14 protein-coding genes are annotated in these 19,092 nt (G+C 72.6%); 4 read left to right on the forward strand and 10 right to left on the reverse strand.

The genetic code is table 11. The annotated features are described in order from the left end of the window. Positions 1–50: 50 nt before the first annotated feature. Positions 51–581 carry a DUF2752 domain-containing protein gene (locus ACIBQZ_RS25425; protein ID WP_396091260.1) on the reverse strand — a complete coding sequence of 177 codons (531 nt, stop codon included), beginning with the start codon at positions 579–581 and terminating at the stop codon, positions 51–53. Positions 582–586: 5 nt separating this feature from the next. Next, positions 587–1,819 (reverse strand): winged helix-turn-helix domain-containing protein, encoded by a 1,233-nt coding sequence (locus ACIBQZ_RS25430; protein WP_396091261.1) that lies wholly within the window; start codon positions 1,817–1,819, stop codon positions 587–589. Between the two features lie 52 nt (positions 1,820–1,871). Between ACIBQZ_RS25430 and ACIBQZ_RS25435 the strand changes: the two genes are divergently transcribed. Next, the gene (locus ACIBQZ_RS25435) at positions 1,872–2,450 is read left to right on the forward strand and encodes a GNAT family N-acetyltransferase (RefSeq protein ID WP_396091262.1); all 579 of its coding nucleotides are present in this window, start codon (positions 1,872–1,874) and stop codon (positions 2,448–2,450) included. A gap of 10 nt (positions 2,451–2,460) precedes the next feature. After that, positions 2,461–4,431: a glycogen debranching N-terminal domain-containing protein gene (locus ACIBQZ_RS25440; protein WP_396091263.1), complete on the forward strand. Its 1,971-nt coding sequence runs from the start codon at positions 2,461–2,463 to the stop codon at positions 4,429–4,431. Between the two features lie 886 nt (positions 4,432–5,317). On the opposite strand, the gene dapB is transcribed toward ACIBQZ_RS25440, so the two are convergent. The 6 genes from dapB to ACIBQZ_RS25470 all read right to left on the reverse strand — a co-directional run bounded on the left by dapB (position 5,318) and on the right by ACIBQZ_RS25470 (position 12,296). Further along, entirely contained in the window at positions 5,318–6,085 is a 768-nt protein-coding gene (gene dapB, locus ACIBQZ_RS25445; RefSeq protein WP_396091312.1) for a 4-hydroxy-tetrahydrodipicolinate reductase, read from the reverse strand. Beyond that, positions 6,073–6,960: a phosphatase PAP2 family protein gene (locus tag ACIBQZ_RS25450; RefSeq protein ID WP_396091313.1), complete on the reverse strand. Its 888-nt coding sequence runs from the start codon at positions 6,958–6,960 to the stop codon at positions 6,073–6,075. Before ACIBQZ_RS25450 ends, dapB begins: the two co-directional genes overlap by 13 nt. 83 nt (positions 6,961–7,043) lie before the next feature. Next, positions 7,044–8,423 (reverse strand): M16 family metallopeptidase, encoded by a 1,380-nt coding sequence (locus ACIBQZ_RS25455; protein ID WP_396091264.1) that lies wholly within the window; start codon positions 8,421–8,423, stop codon positions 7,044–7,046. A 7-nt stretch (positions 8,424–8,430) separates the two neighbouring features. Next, complete coding sequence (locus ACIBQZ_RS25460) at positions 8,431–10,752, reverse strand: polyribonucleotide nucleotidyltransferase (protein ID WP_396091265.1); 2,322 nt, start codon at positions 10,750–10,752, stop codon at positions 8,431–8,433. A 194-nt stretch (positions 10,753–10,946) separates the two neighbouring features. Further along, on the reverse strand, positions 10,947–11,216 hold the full coding sequence (gene rpsO / locus ACIBQZ_RS25465) for a 30S ribosomal protein S15 (protein WP_023561775.1): 270 nt from the start codon (positions 11,214–11,216) through the stop codon (positions 10,947–10,949). Positions 11,217–11,351: 135 nt separating this feature from the next. After that, positions 11,352–12,296: a bifunctional riboflavin kinase/FAD synthetase gene (locus ACIBQZ_RS25470; RefSeq protein WP_396091266.1), complete on the reverse strand. Its 945-nt coding sequence runs from the start codon at positions 12,294–12,296 to the stop codon at positions 11,352–11,354. 79 nt (positions 12,297–12,375) lie between these two features. On the opposite strand from ACIBQZ_RS25470, the gene ACIBQZ_RS25475 reads away from it, so the two are divergent. Together ACIBQZ_RS25475 and ACIBQZ_RS25480 are read left to right on the forward strand one after the other, a co-directional pair. Next, positions 12,376–15,027 (forward strand): response regulator, encoded by a 2,652-nt coding sequence (locus tag ACIBQZ_RS25475; protein ID WP_396091267.1) that lies wholly within the window; start codon positions 12,376–12,378, stop codon positions 15,025–15,027. After that, entirely contained in the window at positions 15,024–15,434 is a 411-nt protein-coding gene (locus ACIBQZ_RS25480) for a response regulator (RefSeq protein WP_396091268.1), read from the forward strand. The genes ACIBQZ_RS25475 and ACIBQZ_RS25480 overlap by 4 nt, the downstream gene beginning before the upstream one ends. A 37-nt stretch (positions 15,435–15,471) precedes the next feature. Here the strand turns inward: ACIBQZ_RS25480 and truB are convergent, their stop codons facing one another. Together truB and ACIBQZ_RS25490 are read right to left on the reverse strand one after the other, a co-directional pair. After that, positions 15,472–16,359 (reverse strand): tRNA pseudouridine(55) synthase TruB, encoded by an 888-nt coding sequence (gene truB / locus ACIBQZ_RS25485; RefSeq protein ID WP_396091269.1) that lies wholly within the window; start codon positions 16,357–16,359, stop codon positions 15,472–15,474. Between the two features lie 1,004 nt (positions 16,360–17,363). Beyond that, positions 17,364–18,683, reverse strand: coding sequence for an MATE family efflux transporter (locus tag ACIBQZ_RS25490; protein WP_396091270.1), 1,320 nt, complete (start codon positions 18,681–18,683; stop codon positions 17,364–17,366). Positions 18,684–19,092: the final 409 nt, after the last annotated feature.

Genomic DNA, 19,092 nt, shown 5'->3' on the forward strand with positions numbered 1-19,092 from the left:
TCGGACGGCCGGAGAGGATTCCTCGTCGCCGGTGGGCCCGGGCCTCCGGCTCAGACGTAGAAGGCGGTGAACGGCGCCCACGGCAGGTTGCGCAGCAGGCTGAAGACACCCCAGGCGGCGATGAAGCCACCGATCACCCCGGGGCTCGGATTGAACTGCGGCAGCTGCCAGCCGAACAGCCGGCGGCCGGCCCAGGCCGCGTACATATAGAGCAGGAACGGGACGGCGAAGACGAACAGCGCGTGGTGCCGGGCCGCCGCCGGGATGTCGCCGTGCAGCAGATACCAGGCCGCGCGGGTGCCGCCGCAGCCCGGGCAGATGAAGCCGGTCGTGTACTTGAGCAGGCAGGTCGGGGACGCGCCCGCGTTCGCCTCGGTGGGGCTGGTGACGAACGTGTAGCCGACCGCGCCGGCCATGCAGACCAGCATCGCGGCGGGGGCCACCCAGATCGGCGACTCGCGCCACCTGCGCTGGATGAACCGGGTGACCCGGTCCTGCTGCGGCGGCTCGTAATACGGCGGGCCGTAGACCGGCCCCTCCGGCTGCGGGTGGACCGCGACGGAGTCGGTCGTGCTGCTCATGGCCGTCACGGTACACCCGCGGAGGCAAGCTTCAGCGCGGCCGTGAGCGGGCCCGCCAGGTCACCGCGCTGCGGGGCCGCGACGGTGTGCAACCCCAGCCAGCCGGCCAGCCGGTGCAGCTCCGGCACCAGGGCGGCGGCGGTCTCCTCCTGGTCGGCGGTGGGCTCGAGCCAGGCGGCCGGCACCTGGAGCACGCCGGCCTTGCGGTCGGCCTTGAGGTCGAGCCGGGCGGCGAACCTCTCGCCGAGCAGGAACGGCAGCACGTAGTAGCCGTAGAGCCGCTGGGCGGCCGGCACGTAGATCTCGATCCGGTAGTTGAGGTCGAAGAGCCGCTCGGTGCGGCCCCGTTCCCAGATCAGCGGGTCGAACGGGCTGACCAGCGTGGCCGCCTGCACCCGGCGCGGCAGCCGGGCCTGGTGGTGCAGGTAGGTCGGCCCCTTCCAGCCGGCCACGGTGACCGGGAGCAGCACCCTGTCCTCGATCAGCTCGGCGACGGCCTGCTTGAAGCCGGCGACCGGCAGCCGGAAGTAGTCGCGCAGCTCCGGCTCGGCGGCCACGCCCAGCGTGCGGGCGGAGAGCTCGACCAGCGCCCGGAAGGAATCCTGCGGCGCGGGCGTGGGCGCCTCCAGCACCTGCCGGGGCAGGACCCGCTCGGGCAGGTCGTAGCGCCGGGCGAAGGAGGTCGTGCGCTCGGCGGCGGTGACCTGGCCGCTGTAGAACAGCCACTCCAGGGCCTGCTTGACCACCGACCAGTTCCAGCCCCAGTGGTCCTTGGTGCGCGGGGCGTCGTGCTCGATCTCGGCGACCGTGAGCGGGCCGCGGTCGCGGACCTCGTCGAGCACCCAGGCGACCAGGTCGGGCTGCTCGGCCACGATCCGCCGCATGTTGCCCCAGGCGTAGTCCTGGGCGCGGGCCATCCGCCAGCGGAACAGCGGCTGGAGCTCGACGTTGATCAGCGACGCCTCGTGCCCCCAGAACTCGAACAGCAGCCGGGGCGCCCGGTAGGCAGCCCGCTCCAGCAGGCCGGCCGGATAGGGCCCGAGCCGGCTGTAGAGCGGCATGTAGTGGGCGCGCTGGAGCACGTTGACCGAGTCCATCTGGATCAGGTGCAGGCGGCGCAGCACGCGGCGCAGGTGCCGCAGGTCGGTGGCGCCGCCGGGGCGCGGGTCGGTGAAACCCTGCGCGGCCAGCGTGATGCGCCGGGCCTGGGCGACGGAGAGAGATTCGGGTACGGCCACGGCTCCGCACGCTAGCGGAGGGGTACGACAACGCGTCTGTAGGCTGCCGGGCATGGCTCTCGGCTTCGTGCGTCCCGCCCGCCCCACCGACGCCGGCGAGATCGCCCGCATCCAGCTCACCACCTGGCGGACCGCGTACCGGCGGCTGTTCCCGGCGCACGTGCTGGCCAACCTCGACGAGGCCTACCTGGCCCGGGGCTGGGCCGAGGCCATCGAGTCGCCGCCCTCGGCCCGGCACCGGGTGCTGATCGCGGTCGAGCAGGGCGAGGCCGAGTCGCACGTGGTCGGCTTCGCCGCGGCCGGGCCGGCCGACGAACAGGCGCTGGCGCCCGAGGAGCCGCCGCTGCCCGACGACGTGGCGGCGGTCACCGACCTGCTGGTCGAGCCGCGCTGGGGCCGGCGCGGGCACGGCAGCCGGCTGCTCGCGGCCACCGTCGACCTGTGGCGCGAGGACTCCTTCAAGGCCGCCGTGGCCTGGGCCTACGACGCCGACGAGGCGATGAGGAAGTTCCTGGTCTCGACCGGCTGGGAGCCCGACGGCGCCGGCCGCGCCCTGGACGTCGACGACATGCTGGTCCCCCAGCTGCGCCTGCACGTGGCGATCGACCCGCAAGCGCCCGCCGCGGGTTAGCCGGGTCGCCGTGCAACCGCTGCTGCACGAGCTGGTGGCGACCGTCGCGGCGCCGACCACCGCGCTGGCCGGCCCCGACGGGCAGATCCGCGCCGAGGGTGTGCAGGGCGTGTTCCACGCGGACCGCCGGGTGCTCTCCGCGGCCCTGCTGCGCCTCGACGACCGGGAAGCCGAGCCGCTCGGCCACGCCGCCGCCGGGGCCGGCACCACCCGCTTCGACTCGCTGGCCCGGTGGCTCGGCGGCCCGGCCCCGGACCCGGCCGTCCGGATCGAGCGCACCCGCACGGTCACCCCCGGGCAGGTCGACGAGGCGATCCGGCTCGGCTCGGCCGCCGCGGCCACGGTCCGCACCACGGTCACCGTGGACCTGGCGGTCGACCTGGCCCCGATCGACGTGGTCAAGTCCGGCGGCGCGGGCCCGCCGCTGCCCGCGGACGGTCCGCTGACCTGGTCGCGGGACGGCATCACCGTCACGGCCACCGCCGCCGGGGCGGAGACCGACGGCCGCGGGCGGTTGCGCTGGGCGGTCACGCTCGCGCCGGGCGCGGCCACGACCCTGACCTTCACGGTACGGGTGCACGACCCGGCCGCCGTGGTGCACGCACCCACCCGGGCCCGCGACTGGCGCCCCGCCGAAGTCACCTCGGGCGACCGGCGCCTGGGCCGGCTGGTCGCCCGCTCGCTCGACGACCTGCACGCGTTGCGGCTGGCCGACGGCGACGACGTCTACCTCGGCGCGGGCGTGCCGTGGTATCTGACGTTGTTCGGCCGCGACAGCATCTGGGCGGCCCGGATGCTGCTGCCGCTGGGCACCGGTCCCGCCGCCGGCACGCTGCGGGTGCTCGCCCGCCGGCAGGGCACCCGCACCGATCCGACCTCCGGCGAGGCGCCCGGCAAGATCCTGCACGAGCTGCGCCGGCAGGCGTTCGTGCTGGCGGGCGGCCTGCGGCTGCCCGCGGCCTACTACGGGAGCGTGGATGCCACGCCGCTGTGGATCAGCCTGCTGCACGACGCCTGGCGCTGGGGAATGCCCGCCACCGAGGTCGCCGACCTGCTGCCGCACCTGTCGGCCGCGCTCGGCTGGCTGGACGGCTGGGCCGGCGGCTTCCTGACCTATCACGACACCACCGGGCACGGGCTGGCCAACCAGGGCTGGAAGGACTCCGCGGCCGCGCTGCGCGGCGCCGAGCCGCCGATCGCCCTGGTCGAGGCGCAGGGTTACGCGCACCGGGCGGCCCTGGACGGCGCGGCGCTGCTGGACGCGTTCGGGCGGCCCGGCGGCGACCGGTGGCGGGAGTATGCGGCCGCGCTGGCCGAGCGGTTCCGGGCGGCGTTCTGGGTGGACGGCGGCTACCCGGCGCTGGCGCTGGACCGGGACGGGCGCCCGGTCGACGCGCTGACCAGCAACATCGGCCACCTGCTCGGCACCGGCCTGCTCACCGCGGCCGAGGAACGGGCGGTGGCGACGGCCCTGTCCGGCGAGCCGATGTCCGGCGCGTACGGGCTGCGCACGATGTCCGCCCTCGACCGCGGGTATGCGCCGCTGTCGTACCACTGTGGTTCGGTCTGGACGCACGACACCGCGATCGTCGCGACCGGGCTGGCCCGAGCCGGCTTCACCGCCGAGGCGACCACGCTGATCGACGGGCTGCTGACCGCCGCCGAGGCGTTCGGCTACCGGCTGCCCGAGCTGCACGCCGGGGACGCCCGGTCGGCGCTGAGCCGGCCGATGCCGTACCCGGCGGCGTGCCGGCCGCAGGCGTGGTCGGCGGCCGCGGCGGTGCTGCTGGCCCAGGCCGTGATCGGCCTGGAGGCGGATGTGCCGGGCGGCCGGGTGCGGCTGCGACCGCTGGCGGGGGCGCCGTTCGGCCCGGTTGAGGCGCGCGGGCTGGAAATCGCCGGCGAGCCCGTCGACGTCCGGGTCGACGCGGCCGGCGCGGCGACGATCAACGGCCTGGCCGCCGGGCTCCGGCTCCATTGACCCCTCGACATGGGACACGGCTGGATGGTGTCGACGTCTGACCCCCCGAGGTGATCCAGCCCGTTGCCGGGTTCGTCCGGTATGCGGGATTGGCCCTTTTAGGGTGTGTGGCGGTAGTGGAGGGTGAGGGGGTTATCTCAGGAGGAAAGGGGCGTGAGTGGTGGACCTTGTAGCGGTGTGGTGTGGCTAGAACGTTTTAGCTCATCAAGATCTGCGGGAAGGGTGCCGCTGAGGCTGCGACGGCGATGAATGGCGAAAGTCGGCCGCACCCGTGCTTTCCAAGACCGCGACGTTGGCGACGAGAGCACTTCGCGAGGGGGCGATAAAGGACGCTTTGCCGAGACTCGGGCGGAATCGCACGCCGGCATGGGTGCCCGCGAGCCGGTTGTGGGCCGCCACCACGATGTCGTCAAGCGCGGCCGTCGCTCCCGCCCGCGGTGCTCGGTCGACACTCAAGTGTCGCTGGGCCAGCCGACCGACACTCGAAGTGAATCTTGCATCGCGCCTGGTCGATGCGAAGCACCACAATCTCGACGAGAGCTCCCGCCCCGACCTGGGCGACCACCGAAAGCGGGTGCGCGCAAACAAGGCTCCGGCAAATAGCGTAAGTCGAGTGACCAGAGCTGACCACGATCATGCCGCGCACCCCCGATCGACCGGATCGGTGCGGATCGGTGCGGATCGGAGCGAGCGCGATCGAGGCGACCGAGCTGGAGATCGCCGACGCACCCGCCGACAGCCCGCCCGATCGAGCTGACCACTGGAGATCGCCCGCGCGCTCGCCGGGGCGACGTGGCCGGGGCGATGACGATCACCGGCCTGCCCGCCGGGCTCACGGTCCAACTCCCCCGGCGGCCGGCTGCGGATCCGCGGCCGGCTCAGCCGGTCAGTCGAGCAGCGAGTCGAGGCCGATGGTCAGGCCCGGCCGGGTCACGATCGAGCGGACCCCCAGCAGCACGCCCGGCATGAACGATGCCCGGTCCAGGCTGTCGTGCCGGATCGTCAGCGTCTCGCCGTGCGTGCCGAAGAGGACCTCCTGGTGGGCGACCAGACCGGCCGCCCGCACCGCGTGCACCCGCACCCCGTCGACGTCCGCGCCGCGGGCGCCGGGCAGCTCTTCCTTGGTCGCGTCCGGCATCGGGCCGCGGCCGGCCTCGGCCCGGGCCGCGGCGATCAGCTTCGCGGTGTGCATGGCCGTGCCGCTCGGGGCGTCCAGCTTGCGCGGGTGGTGCTGCTCGATGATCTCGACGGACTCGAAGTAGCGGGCCGCCTTCGCCGCGAACTGCATCATCAGCACCGCGCCGATGCCGAAGTTGGGGGCGATCAGCACGCCGACCTCGGGCTTGTGGGCCAGCCAGCCGCGCACCCGGTCGAGGCGCTGCTCGGTGAAGCCGCTCGTGCCGACCACCATGCTGATGCCCTGGTCCACGGCCCAGTGCAGGTTGTCCATGACGACGTCCGGGGCGGTGAAGTCGACGAGCACCTGGGCGCCGGCGTCCGAGGCGTTGAACAACCAGTCGCCCTGGTCGATCATCGCCACCAGCTCGAGGTCGTCGGCGGCGTCGACCGCCTTGCACACCTCGAGGCCCATGCGGCCGCGGGCGCCGAGAACGCCGACGCGGATCGGTTCCTGCTCGTTCGTCACGGGGACAATTTACTGCGGTTGGCCCACCGGCGTTCGCCCAGCCCCACCACCAGGAACACCGCCGCCACGTAGGCCCAGCCGACCAGCACGTCGACGACGTAGTGCTCGCCGGTGTAGACCAGCGTGAAGGTCATCGCCAGCGGATAGGCCAGCAGCAGCGGCCACCAGCGGCGGCGGACCACCGGCAGGAAGAACGCGACGGCCATCATGGCCCAGGCGGTGTGCAGCGACGGCATCGCGGCGACCGGGTTGGACGCGTCCACCTGCAGGGCGTTCAGGGTGTTGCCGGCGCCGTGCAGGCCGATCGCGTCCCACCCGTTCGTGGAGATGCGTTCCACGTGCTCGGGCAGGTAGCCGTACTTGTACGCCCACCACGGCGGGGCGGCCGGGTAGAGGAAGTAGGTGACCAGGCCGAACACGCACAGCGTGAACCAGCGCCGGACGAACCGGGCCCACTGCGCCCGGGAGCGCACCCAGAGGACCACCGCGACCGTCGGCACGGTCAGGAAGTGCGAGACGTAGACCAGCGTGACCACGACCTCCCACCACTGCACGACGCCCGGCTGGTAGAGGTGCTGCTGCAGCCAGGTGGTCGGGACCTGGCCGCCGGTGAGCCGGCCGAACATCGCCTCGTCGGCGTGGATCAGCTCGGTGACGTGCGGCTGGAACAGGTCGTCGGCCCACGCGCGGGAGATGTTGTAGACCACCAGCAGCAGCGCGATCGGCAGCCAGTCGCGCAGGAACCGCAGGTGCTCGCGCCAGGGCAGGTCGCTGCGCCAGGCGATGGTGGCCAGCCACAGCCAGCCGAACGCGATGAGCGGGTCGCTGGTCGGCACGCCGATGAAGTACGTGCCGACCGCGAACAGCACCGCCCAGATCAGCATGCCGACGATCCGGCGCCTGCGCCGGTCCGGCTGCGCTTCTTCTTGTACGGGCGGAGGGCTGAGGATGGTCACGGCGTCCCAGGTTAGCGGGGGGCGGAAAACGCGTCGTCGTCGAAGGGCCCGACGACCGCGAGTGACATCGGCTTGGCCAGCAGCTCGGCGGCCAGCGCGTTCACCTCGTCGAGGGTGACCGCGTCGACCTGGGCCAGCAGCTCGTCGACGGCCATCAGGTCGCCGTGCAGCAGCTCCGACTTGGCCAGCCGGCTCATCCGCGAGCCGGTGTCCTCCAGGCCGAGCACGTACGAGCCCTTGACCATGCCCTTGCCGCGGGCCAGCTCCTCGACGGTGATGCCCTCCGCGGCGACCACGGCGAGCTCCGCGCGGATCAGCGCCAGCACCTCCTCGGCCTTGCCCGGCGCGCAGCCGGCGTAGACCGCGAAGAGGCCGGCGTCCGCGTACTGGCTGCCGTAGGAGTAGACCGAGTAGGCCAGCCCGCGCTTCTCCCGGATCTCCTGGAACAGCCGGCTGGACATGCCGCCGCCGAGCACGTTGTTGAGCACTCCGAGCGCGAACCGGCGGTCGTCGGCCCGGCTGATGCCGGCGCAGCCGAGCACGATGTGCGCCTGCTCGGTGTCGCGGTGCCGGATCAGCGTGACCGGCTTGCGCGGCCGGCTCCCGCCGGTGGACCCGCGCTTGCCGGCGGGCACGCCCGGCTCGGCGTCCAGCGGGCTGCCGGCCAGCGCGGCCCGGACCAGCCTGACGACCTTGGCGTGCTCGAGGTTGCCGGCCGCGGTGACCACGATCTGCGGAGCCTTGTACCGGGCGCGGTAGAAGCGGTTGATCTGGGTCCGGGTCATCGGGGAGATGGTCTCCTCGGTGCCCGAGATCAGCCGGCCCAGCGGCGTGCCGGCACCGAAGATCGCCTCGGTGAAGACGTCGTGCACCTCGTCGCCGGGCTCGTCGTCGTGCATGGCGATCTCCTCGAGGATCACGCCACGCTCGGTCTCGACGTCGGCCGGGGCCAGGATCGATCCGGCGACCGCGTCACAGAGCACGTCGACGGCCAGCGGCAGATCGGCGTCCAGCACCCGCGCGTAGTAGCAGGTGTACTCCTTCGTGGTGAAGGCGTTGGTCTCGCCGCCGACCGCCTCGATCGCCGCGGAGATGTCCAGCGCGGTGCGCTTCTCGGTGCCCTTGAAGAGCAGGTGCTCGAGGAAGTGCGAGGCGCCCGACATCGCCGGGGTCTCGTCACGGGAGCCGACACCCACCCAGACGCCCAGGGCGGCGCTGCGGGTGGTGGGGATCGCCTCGGTGAGGATGCGCAGGCCACTGGGCAGGACGGTGCGTTTCACGCCGTCCTGCAAGGTATGGGTTTTCATCCTTTTAAGGGCGGCGGCGGGGTGGTCGGACGGGGTAGTAACGCGGGCCGGCCTCTCGGCCGGCCCGCGCGAACTGTCTGTCATGCGTGGATCAGTTGCGGTCGCCGCTGGGACGCTGACGACGGCGACGGGGCTCGCCACCACCCTCGCCACGGGGGCCACGGTCCTCGCGCGGCGGGCGGCCACCCTCTTCGCCGGCGGCGGCGGGCGCCTCGGCGGCGGGAGCCTCGGCACCCTCGGGGCGGACCTTGTCCAGGTAGATCTTGCCGCGGTTGTCGATGTCGGCGATCGAGACCTCGACCTTGTCGCCCACGTTGAGGAAGTCCTCGACGCGGTCGACCCGCTTGCCGTCGCCCACCTTGGAGATGTGCAGCAGGCCGTCGCGGCCCGGCAGCAGTGAGATGAACGCGCCGAACGCGGCCGTCTTCACCACGGTGCCGAGGAACTTGTCGCCGGCCTTCGGCATCGTCGGGTTGGCGATGGCGTTGATCCGCTCGACCGCGGCCTCGGCGGCCGGGCCGTTGGTCGCGCCGACGTAGATCGTGCCGTCGTCCTCGATCGAGATGTCGGCGCCGGTCTCGTCCTGGATCGCGTTGATCGTCTGGCCCTTCGGGCCGATGACCATGCCGATCTTGTCAACCGGGATCTTGACGCTGGTGACGCGCGGGGCGTACTCGCTCATCTCGGCCGGGCTGTTGATGGCCTCGTCCATGACCGCGAGGATCGTCGCCCGGGCGTCGTGCGCCTGCTGCAGGGCGGCGGCCAGCACGTCCGACGGGATGCCGTCGAGCTTGGTGTCGAGCTGCAGCGCGGTGACGAACTCCGGGGTGCCGGCGACCTTGAAGTCCATGTCGCCGAACGCGTCCTCGGCGCCCAGGATGTCGGTCAGCGTCACGTACTGGGTCTTGCCGTCGACCTCGTCGGAGATCAGGCCCATGGCGATGCCGGCGACGTGCGCCTTCAGCGGCACACCGGCGCTGAGCAGGGCCAGCGTCGAGGCGCAGACCGAGCCCATCGAGGTCGAGCCGTTGGAGCTCAGGGCCTCGGAGACCTGGCGGATCGCGTACGGGAACTCCTCGCGCGTCGGCAGCACCGGCACCAGGGCCCGCTCGGCCAGCGCGCCGTGACCGATCTCGCGGCGCTTGGGCGAACCCACCCGGCCGGTCTCACCGGTCGAGTACGGCGGGAAGTTGTAGTTGTGCATGTAGCGCTTGGACTTGTCCGGCGACAGGGTGTCCAGCGACTGCTCCAGCCGCAGCATGTTCAGCGTGGTGACGCCCAGGATCTGGGTCTCGCCGCGCTCGAACAGCGCCGAGCCGTGCACCCGGGGCAGGATGCCGACCTCGGCCGACAGGGGCCGGATGTCACGCGGGCCGCGGCCGTCCATCCGGACCTGGTCGCGGAGCACGCGGTTGCGCACCTCGGTCTTGGTGACCGAGCGGAACGCGGCGCTGATCTCCTTCTCGCGACCCTCGAACTGCGGGGCCACGGCCTCGACGACCTTGGCCTTGACCCGGTCCAGGGCCTCCTCGCGGTCGGCCTTCTGGACGATCTTCAGCGCCTCGCCGAGCTCGCCCTTGGCGGCCTCGGCGACGGCGGAGTAGACGTCGTCCTGGTAGTCCAGGAAGACCGGGAACTCCTGCACCGGCTTCGCGGCGACCTCGGCCAGCTCGCTCTGCGCGCGGCACAGCTCGCGGATGGCCGACTTGGCGGCCTCGATGCCGCTGGCGACGACCTCCTCGGTCGGCTTCGGGGCACCGGACGCGATCAGGGTCAGCGCGTGCGGGGTGGCCTCGGCCTCGACCATCATGATCGCGACCTCACCGTCGGCCAGCGTGCGACCGGCGACGATCATGTCGAAGGTGGCGCGGGCCAGCTCCTCCAGCGTGGGGAAGTTGACCCACTGGCCCTCGACGTGCGCGACGCGCGTCGAGCCGACCGGGCCGCTGAACGGCAGGCCGGAGAGCTTGGTCGACATCGAGGCGCCGTTCATGGCGACGACGTCGTACGGGTGCTGCGGGTCGAGCGCGAGGACGGTCTCGACGACCTGGACCTCGTTGCGCAGGCCCTTGGTGAACGACGGGCGCAGCGGCCGGTCGATCAGCCGGCAGGTGAGGATGGCGTCCTCGCTGGGCCGGCCCTCGCGGCGGAAGAACGAGCCGGGGATGCGGCCCACGGCGTACATGCGCTCCTCGACGTCGACCGTCAGCGGGAAGAAGTCGAAGTGGTCCTTCGGCGTCTTTCCCGCGGTGGTCGCGGAGAGCACGGTGGTCTCGCCCAGCTGGACGATGACCGAGCCGGCGGCCTGGCGGGCCAGCTTGCCGGTGGAGAAGGTGATCTCGCGGGTCCCGAAGGAGCCGTTGTCGATGATCGCGGTGCGGGATTCGGTGCCGAGAGCCTTTTGCTCAGACATGTAGTGCGGTACTCCTTCGTCGAGGACCCGGCGGGTTCACACAGCGCGGAAGAGGCTGGCCGGTCTTCGATCGAAGTACCCGAGAGGTGTCTGGCTCGGGAACCACTACCGAGGACCGGGGCCGGTGGCCTGGGGCCGCGCGGGTCCGTGGGTAGAGCTGAGGGGAGCAGCCGGTCGGCCGCTCCCCCCTCAAATCAGCGGCGCAGGCCGAGACGCTCGATCAGCGTCCGGTAGCGCGCGATGTCCTTCTTCTGGACGTAGTTGAGCAGGCGGCGGCGACGGCCGACCAGCAGCAGCAGACCACGACGGCTGTGGTGGTCGTGCTTGTGCACCTTGAGGTGCTCGGTCAGGTCGGCGATCCGCTTGGTGAGCATCGCGACCTGCACCTCGGGCGAACCGGTGTCGCCTTCGAGGGTCGCGTACTCGGTCATGATCTTGGTCTTGGTCTCTTGGTCGAGCGCCATGTTCTCCGTGATTCTGTGTTGCCGATTCAGACGGTGTCCCGCCCCGCTGGGGGCGGGCTCGCGGCCCGCGGCGTCGGGCAGGCAGGCGAGTCCGGTCGTCGGAATAGCCGACGTCACGGCAAGCTTATCAGCAGCTTAGATCGAGGGCCGGGCGAGCACGGTGCGGGTCTGCTCGACGTCCTCGCGGATCTGCGCCACCAGCGGCTCGATGCCGGTGTACACCCGCTGTTCGCGCAGGTGGGCGACGAAGTCGAGGCTGACGCGCTCGCCGTACAGGTCGCCGGCGAAGTCGAGGACGTAGGCCTCGACCCGGCGCTCCCGGCCGGAGAAGGTCGGGTTGGTGCCGATCGACACCGAGGCGGGCTGCGGGCCGCCGTGCTTGCCGCCGCGGACCAGCCAGGCCGCGTAGACGCCGTCGGCCGGGATGGCCGCGTAACGGTGGCACATCAGGTTGGCGGTCGGGAACCCGATCTCCCGGCCGCGCTGGTCACCGCGGACCACCACGCCGGCCAGGCGGTGCGGCCGGCCGAGCGCGGCCGCCGCGGCCGCGACGTCCCCGGCATCGACACAACTGCGGATGTACGTGGACGAGAAGACCAGCTCGTCCTCGGCCACCAGCGGCGCCTCCTCGACCGTGAAGCCGAACGTGCGCCCGAGCCGGGTCAGCATGGCCAGGTCGCCGGCCGCCCGGTGGCCGAAGCGGAAGTTGTCCCCCTCCACCACAACCGCGGCATGCAGCGCGTCGACCAGCACGTCGTGCACGAACGCCTCGGCACTGAGCTGGGAGAACGCCGGGGTGAACGGCACCACGCAGAGCGCGTCGACGCCGAGCTGCTCGAGCAGCTCGGCCTTGCGCACCGGCTCGGTGAGCACGGCCGGGTGCGAGCCGGGCCGGACCACCTCGGCGGGGTGCGGGTCGAAGGTCACCACCACCGACTGCAGGCCCAGATCGCGGGCCCGCTTCACGGTGTGCCCGATGATCGCCTGATGGCCGCGGTGCACGCCGTCGAAGACGCCGATGGTCACCACCGATCGGCCGAAGCCGCCCGGCACCGCCTCGTACCCGCGCCACCGCTGCATCCCACTTACCTCTCTGAGAGTCCCGGGGGTAAGCGTATCGGTCTCCACGACTGCCTGAAACGCTACAGTTAGTACCGATATGAGCGCTGACTGGAGTTCTCTCGTCCTGCTGGCGGCCGAGTTCACCTTCGCCGTGCTCTTCGTCCGCGCGCTGGGCGGGTATCTGCGCCGCCGCGACCCGCTGCAACGCGACGTGACGCTGGTGTTCGCGTCGTGCACAGTGCTGTTCGCGGTGGACGTGGCCGGCCGGGTCGTCGGGGGGCCCCTGCCCGAGTGGGTGGGCGGTGTCACGCTCGTCGCTCTGCTGGCGCAGCCGTACCTGACCGTACGGCTCGCCGCCCGGCTGCGGTTCGTGCCGCGCTGGCTCCAGCGGTCGGTGCTGATCCCGCTCGCCGCGGTCGCCGCCTGGCTGGCGTTCGCCCCGCTGCCGCTGCTCCCGGTCCAGCTGTTCGTCGGCGCGACGGCCTTCCTGAGCGCCGAGCTGATCGCCGCGGCCCTGCTGTTCGGCAAGGCCCGGACCAGGACCGGGGCGAACCGCGCCCGGCTGATGACCGCGGCCGGCGCCACCCTCGCCTTCGGTTTCATGGTCGTGTTGATGGGCATCGCCTCGCTGCCCGGCGCCAGCGACTACTTCGACGCCGGCAGCCGGGTGCTGGCGCTGATCAGCGGGCTCGGCTACCTGGTGGCCTTCGAGCCGCCGCGCTGGCTGGGCCGGATCTTCTCCGCCTCGGCCGCGCAGTCGGTCACCGAGCGGCTGCTGCGCGCGCCGGCCGAGTCCGCCGAGCAGGTCTGGCAGATCTACGCCGATATCATGCGGGTGCAGACCGGCACCGACGCGGTGGCGGTGCTGATGCCGCGGGCCGACGGCATGCTGGCCCCGGCGGCGTACGCCGGCCCCCTGGTGCCCACCCCCGACGAACTGGGCTTCGCCGACGTCACCGCGCTCATCCGGGCCGGCCAGCCCGCCCGGCTGCGGGACAGCGACGCGGCCCTGGTGGCGCACTACGGCGACGACCTGAGCGACGACTTCGTGACCGTGCTGAGCATGCCGGTGCCGCCCGACGCCGAGGGCGCGGTGCTGCTGTTCAACCGGCACCGGAGCCTGTTCAGCGACGACGACCTGCGGCTGCTGGCGGCGCTCGGCGGCCAGGCCGGCATCCTCGCCGAGCGCCAGGCGGTCACCTCCGCGCACCGCCGGATGGCGTCCGAGCTCAGCGCCTCCGTCGAGGCGCTGACCCGGGCCAGCCAGGCGAAGAGCTCGTTCCTGGCCAACATGAGCCACGAGCTGCGTACCCCACTCAACGCGATCATCGGCTTCAGCGACCTGATGCGGCTGGAGGAGCCGGACGGCGACCGGCGCCGGGTGCCCGCGGAGTGGGTCGACCACATCCACACCAGCGGCCGGCACCTGCTCGGGCTGATCAACGACATCCTCGACCTGGCCAAGGTCGAGTCCGGCCGGCTGGAGCTGCGGCTGGCGCCGCTGCGGGTCGACACCGCGGTGAGCGAGCTGCTGACCGGCCTGTCCCCGCTGCTGACCACCAAGAACCTCGCGATCAGCACGACGCTGCCGGAGGCGACCGTGCTCGCCGACCGGGTCCGGTTCCGGCAGATCGTGGAGAACCTGCTCTCCAACTCGATCAAGTTCACCCCCGAGGGTGGCTCGATCTTCGTCTCGGTGTCCGCCCTCGGCGATCAGGTCGAGCTGACCGTCGCCGACACCGGGGTGGGCATCGCCGAGGCCGACCTGGAGAAGGTCTTCGAGGAGTTCCAGCAGGTCGGCGACCCGGAACGGCAGCGGGCCGGCACCGGCCTCGGGCTCGCGCTGACCAAGCGGCTGGTCTCGGCGCACGAGGGGGAGATCTCGCTGGTCTCCACCCCGGGCAAGGGCAGCGCCTTCACCGTACGGCTGCCCGCCGCCCCGGTGATGAAGCTCGACCAGGGTCCGGCGGCGGGCGCCCGGGTGCTGCTGGTCGAGGACGACCCGCAGTCCGCGGAGCTGCTCACCACCCAGCTGGTCGGCGCGGGCTACCACGTGGACGTGGCCGGCACCGGCGAGGCCGGCCTGACCGCCGCCGGCGCCCACCCGCCCGACGCCATCGTGCTCGACGTCGCGCTGCCCGGCATCGACGGCTTCGAGGTCATCCGCCGGCTCAAGGCCGATCCGCGGCTCGCCGGCATCCCGGTCTTCTTCGCCACGATCATCGACGAACGGCACGCCGGGCTGGCCCTGGGCGCCGACGACTACTTCGTCAAGCCGGTCGACCAGGCGGCGTTGCTCGGCGCGCTGGCCCGCAAGATCGCCCACCGGCCGGTGCCGCGGGTGCTGGTCGTCGACCACGACGACGAGGTCCGGGAGGCGATCGAGAAGGGGCTGCGCGCGGGCGGCGCCGACGTGGTCGCCTGCGCCGACGGCCGGGACGGACTGGCGCTGAGCCGCGAGGGCCACTTCGACCTGATCGTCTGCGACATGCAGTCACCGGAAGTGGACGGGTTCAGCCTGCTGGCCGCCATCGAACTGGACCCGGCCACCCGGCACACCCCGGTCCTGGGCCTGACCGCGGCGGCCGGCGTGGAGCGCCCGCCCGGCGACGCCGCCCCACTGGTCGCCACGGCGATGGCCGGCGGCGTGGTGGCCACGGCGATGGCCGGCGGGGCCGGCTGGGAGACGCTGGCACCGCTGCTCGGCGGGTCCGGTACTGCTGCGAGGGACAAGAGGGAGCACCCGTGACGGCCGAGAACCCGCGCATCCTGCTGGTGGAGGACGAAGAGCTGAACCGCACCCTGGTCAAGGCGGTGCTCTCACGGGCCCGGATCGCCGCCGTCCGCGACGCCGAGGTGCTGGACGCGGCGAACATCGCCAGCGCGCGGGAACTGCTGGACACCGAGGACGTGGACCTGGTGCTGCTCGACATGAACCTGCCGGACGGCAACGGGCTCACGCTGGCCAGCGAGCTGGCGGCGGGCACGGTGGGCGGCGGCCGGCCCCGGCCGACGGTCGTGGCGGTGACGGCGAGCGTGCTGCCCCAGGACCGGGCGGCGGCGCTGGAGGCGGGGTGCGACGGCTTCCTGGACAAGCCGTACGCGGCCGCGGACCTGGTCGCGACGGTCGCGGACCACCTGGCCCGGCGCCACTAGCCCGCACCCAGCGGCGCGTGCCGCTGGTCCGCGTTTCTCAGGCGGGGGCGAGGACGATCTCGGCGCGGGCCTTGCCGTCGCGTTCGGAGACGATCGCGAGCAGGTCGCCGGCGGCGCTGAAGACCGCGTACGGTCCCTCGATGCCGACCGGCTCGAGCGGCCCGCCGTGGCTGAGCAACCGGGTCTCCTCGGCGTCGGCCTCGCGCTGCGGGAAGGCCCGCCGGGCCGCCTCGGCCATCGGCAGACCGATCACGTCGGGCGCGCGCTCCTCCAGCTCCGGCAGGGTGGCGGCCGCGGCCAGCGTGAGGTCACCGACCGCGGTGCGGCGCAGCGCGGTCAGGTGGCCGCCGACGCCGAGCGTGCGGCCCAGGTCCCGGGCGATGGCCCGGATGTAGGTGCCGCTGGAGCAGGTGACGTCGACGTCCACGTCCACCACGTCGGCGTCCGCGGGCCGGCGCACGGCCAGCACGTCGAGCCGGGAGACGATGACCTTGCGGGCGGCGAGCTCGACCTCCTCGCCGTCGCGGACCCGCTTGTAGGCGCGCTGCCCGTTGACCTTGATGGCGCTGACCGCGCTGGGCACCTGCTCGATCTCACCGGTCTGGGCGGCGAGCCCGGACCGGATGGCGGCGTCGGTGACCCCGGCGGTGGAGGCGGTCGCGGTGACGTCACCCTCGGCGTCGTCGGTGACCGTGGCCTGGCCGAGCCGGATGGTCGCGGTGTAGCTCTTGCCGGCCCCGATCACGTACGTGAGCAGCCGGGTGGCCCGGTTGACCCCGATGATCAGCACGCCGGTGGCCATCGGGTCCAGCGTCCCGCCGTGCCCGACCCGCCGGGTCCGGGCCAGCCTCCGGATCCGGGCGACCACGTCGTGCGAGGTCATCCCGGCCGGCTTGTCCACAACGATGAGCCCGTCGACGTTCACGGACCCACCCAACCAGACCGGCCACCACACCGGTCGGGCCGGGGGGTGAGGTGCCAGCCACCCGGGTGACCCGTACGCCCGGCGTCCGCTCGCCCGGCGTCCGCTCGACCCGCGTCCGGCGTCCGCTCGACCCGCGTCCGGCGTCCGCTCGACCCGCGTCCGGCGTCCGCTCGACCCGCGTCCGGCGTCCGCTCGACCCGCGTCCGGTGTCCGCTCGACCCGCGTCCGCCGCGCCGCTGGCGGCGGCTCCTGCCGTTCTCGCCGCCGGCGCTGCCCGGACAACGCCGAAACAACAGTTTCCGTCACTCCGCGCCACCGGCGGCACCCGAGCAACCGCCGATCTTGTTGCACCGCGGTCAGCTGAGTCTTTTGCACGGCTGTTGTGATGATCGATCGCCATCCCCCGGACGGGCGACACGCTTCTGCCGCGCCGAACGGCCGCGCCAAGCATTGCCGGAGGCCTGCCCACCGCCGGACCCGCAGCACTGGCCCACATATTGAGCAGGATTCTCACATCGCAGGAATCCTAACGGAACAAAGAGCGTAAAAGTCACGAAGCGAGCAGCGAATCGTCGATCTTGTGGACTTAAGGTTCGGAGCTCACACCACATCAACAAGAACGAAATCTTGCGCGTCGGTGGCGGTCGGCGCGCGGCCCACGTCACTCCGGCGGGCTATTGCCATCGCCCGATACACCAACCACGCAAAAGACTCAGCTCCTCGCCCCACCGTCACAAGATCGCCGCCAACACCCATCACCGTGCGATATTTGCGGTGTTTTGGGGTGGCGACCGGTTCGGATGGTGAGACGCCTGGCTTTCTGCTGAGACGACCGGCCGGCATCCGGGACCGACATCCGTCATGCGGACACCGCGCTCGGCAGCCGGGAAGCCCGCAGCGGGCAGGAGCCGTCAACCACAGCCGTGGCCCGGCCGCTCCCGACCGGACCAATCGCGAAGCATGCCTGGTCACACCCGAGCTCCACCGATGCCTGCGCCGCACGCCTACCGGGTCGCGCCGAGGACCGCCCAGCGGGTGCCACGCCAGCGCACCAGCAGGAACACCAGGCGGATCAGCATGAACAGCGCCAGCCCGAACCACACCCCCGCCAGCCCCCACCCCAGCGCGTACGCCAGCCAGATCGCCGGCAGGAAGCCCAGTAGCGCCGCCGCCAGCGTCATCGTGCGCAGGTAGCCCACGTCGCCCGCGCCGATCAGCACCCCGTCCAGGCTGTACACCACGCCCGCGAACGGCAGCATGCCCACGAACCACGGCCAGACGATCGCCGCCTGTTCGTGGACCGCCCGGTCGCCGGTGAACCAGCCCGGCACCACGCCCGCGCCCGCCGCCGCCAGCACCGCGAAGCCCACCCCGGCCACCGCGCCGACCGCCGTGACCCGGCGGGCCACCGCTCGCGCCGCGGTGTCGTCGCCGGCGCCCAGGGCCGCGCCGACCAGGGACTGGGCCGCGATCGCCACCGCGTCCAGCGCCAGCGCGCAGAAGAACCAGAGTTGCAGGCCGATCTGGTGGGCGCCCACCGCCGCGATGCCGAACCGGGCGGCCACCGCGGTCGCCGACAGCCAGCAGGCCTGGAACGCCGCGCCGCGGATCAGCAGGTCCCGGCCGAGCACGAGCTGCCGGACGATGACCGCAGGGCTGGGCCGCAGCGGCGCCCGTTCCCGGACCACCGCCCAGAGGAACAGCAGGCCGGTCAGGGACTGGGCCACGACGTTGGCGACGGCCGAGCCGGTGAGTCCCCAGCCGGCCGGGTAGACGAGCAGCGGGCACAGCACCGCGGAGAGCACGTTGGCGCCGAGGACGTAGATCAGCGGGCGGCGGGTCTCCTGCACGCCGCGCATCCAGCCGTTGCCCGCCGCCGCGAGCAGCAGGCCGGGGATGCCGAAGGAGGCGATGCGCAGCCAACCGGCGGCGGCCTCGGCCGCCGCCGGGTCGGCGGCCAGGGCCCGGGTGAGCGGTGCGGCGAAGAGCTGGGCGAGCAGCACCAGCAACCCGCCGGTGCCCACCGCGAGCCAGGATGCCTGGACACCCTCGGCGACGGCAGCGGTACGGTCACCCGCGCCGAAGCGGCGGGCGGCGCGGCCGGTGGTCCCGTACGCCGCCAGGGTGCCGAACCAGACGGCCACCGACATCACGGTGCCGCCGACAGCGACCGCCGCCAGCGGCACCCGGCCCAGGTGACCCACCACGGCGGTGTCGACCAGCACGTACAGCGGCTCGGCGGCCAGCACGACCAGGGCCGGCAGGGCCAGGGCGGCGATCCGCCGCGTGAGGGTGCCCGGGTCTACGGCTGCGGGCGGGCTCATGATCCCCATGATGCCCGCCGAGCCGTAAGGGGCGCAACGCGCCTCGACTACTTACTGGCGCGTATCCAGCGACGTCTGCAGCGCGCGGCGGGCCTGCTCGCGAGCGTCATCGGACGGCTGGGGCTTGGGCTTGGGCATAGCAGCCATGATCGTGGTCCTTCCACGGTGGGACGGGTGCGCGGCACCCACTGATCGATCGAGCGGCGCGTCGCAGGGGCCGGTCCGGGATCGCCGGACGGGTGGCGGGGCAACGCAGCCCGGGATGGTGGACCCGGGTGGCTCGAGGCTGCTGCGGCGGTCGGTGGTAGCGCCCGTGCAGAAACCAAATCACCGTTAACTCAAACTATCGTTCAGTCTCGCTGACTGCTCCTCGCATCCCGCAGAGCGGGAAACGGATCAACGACAAAGG

The sequence above is a fragment of the Actinoplanes sp. NPDC049599 genome (assembly GCF_044465625.1).
GTDB lineage: Bacteria > Actinomycetota > Actinomycetes > Mycobacteriales > Micromonosporaceae > Actinoplanes.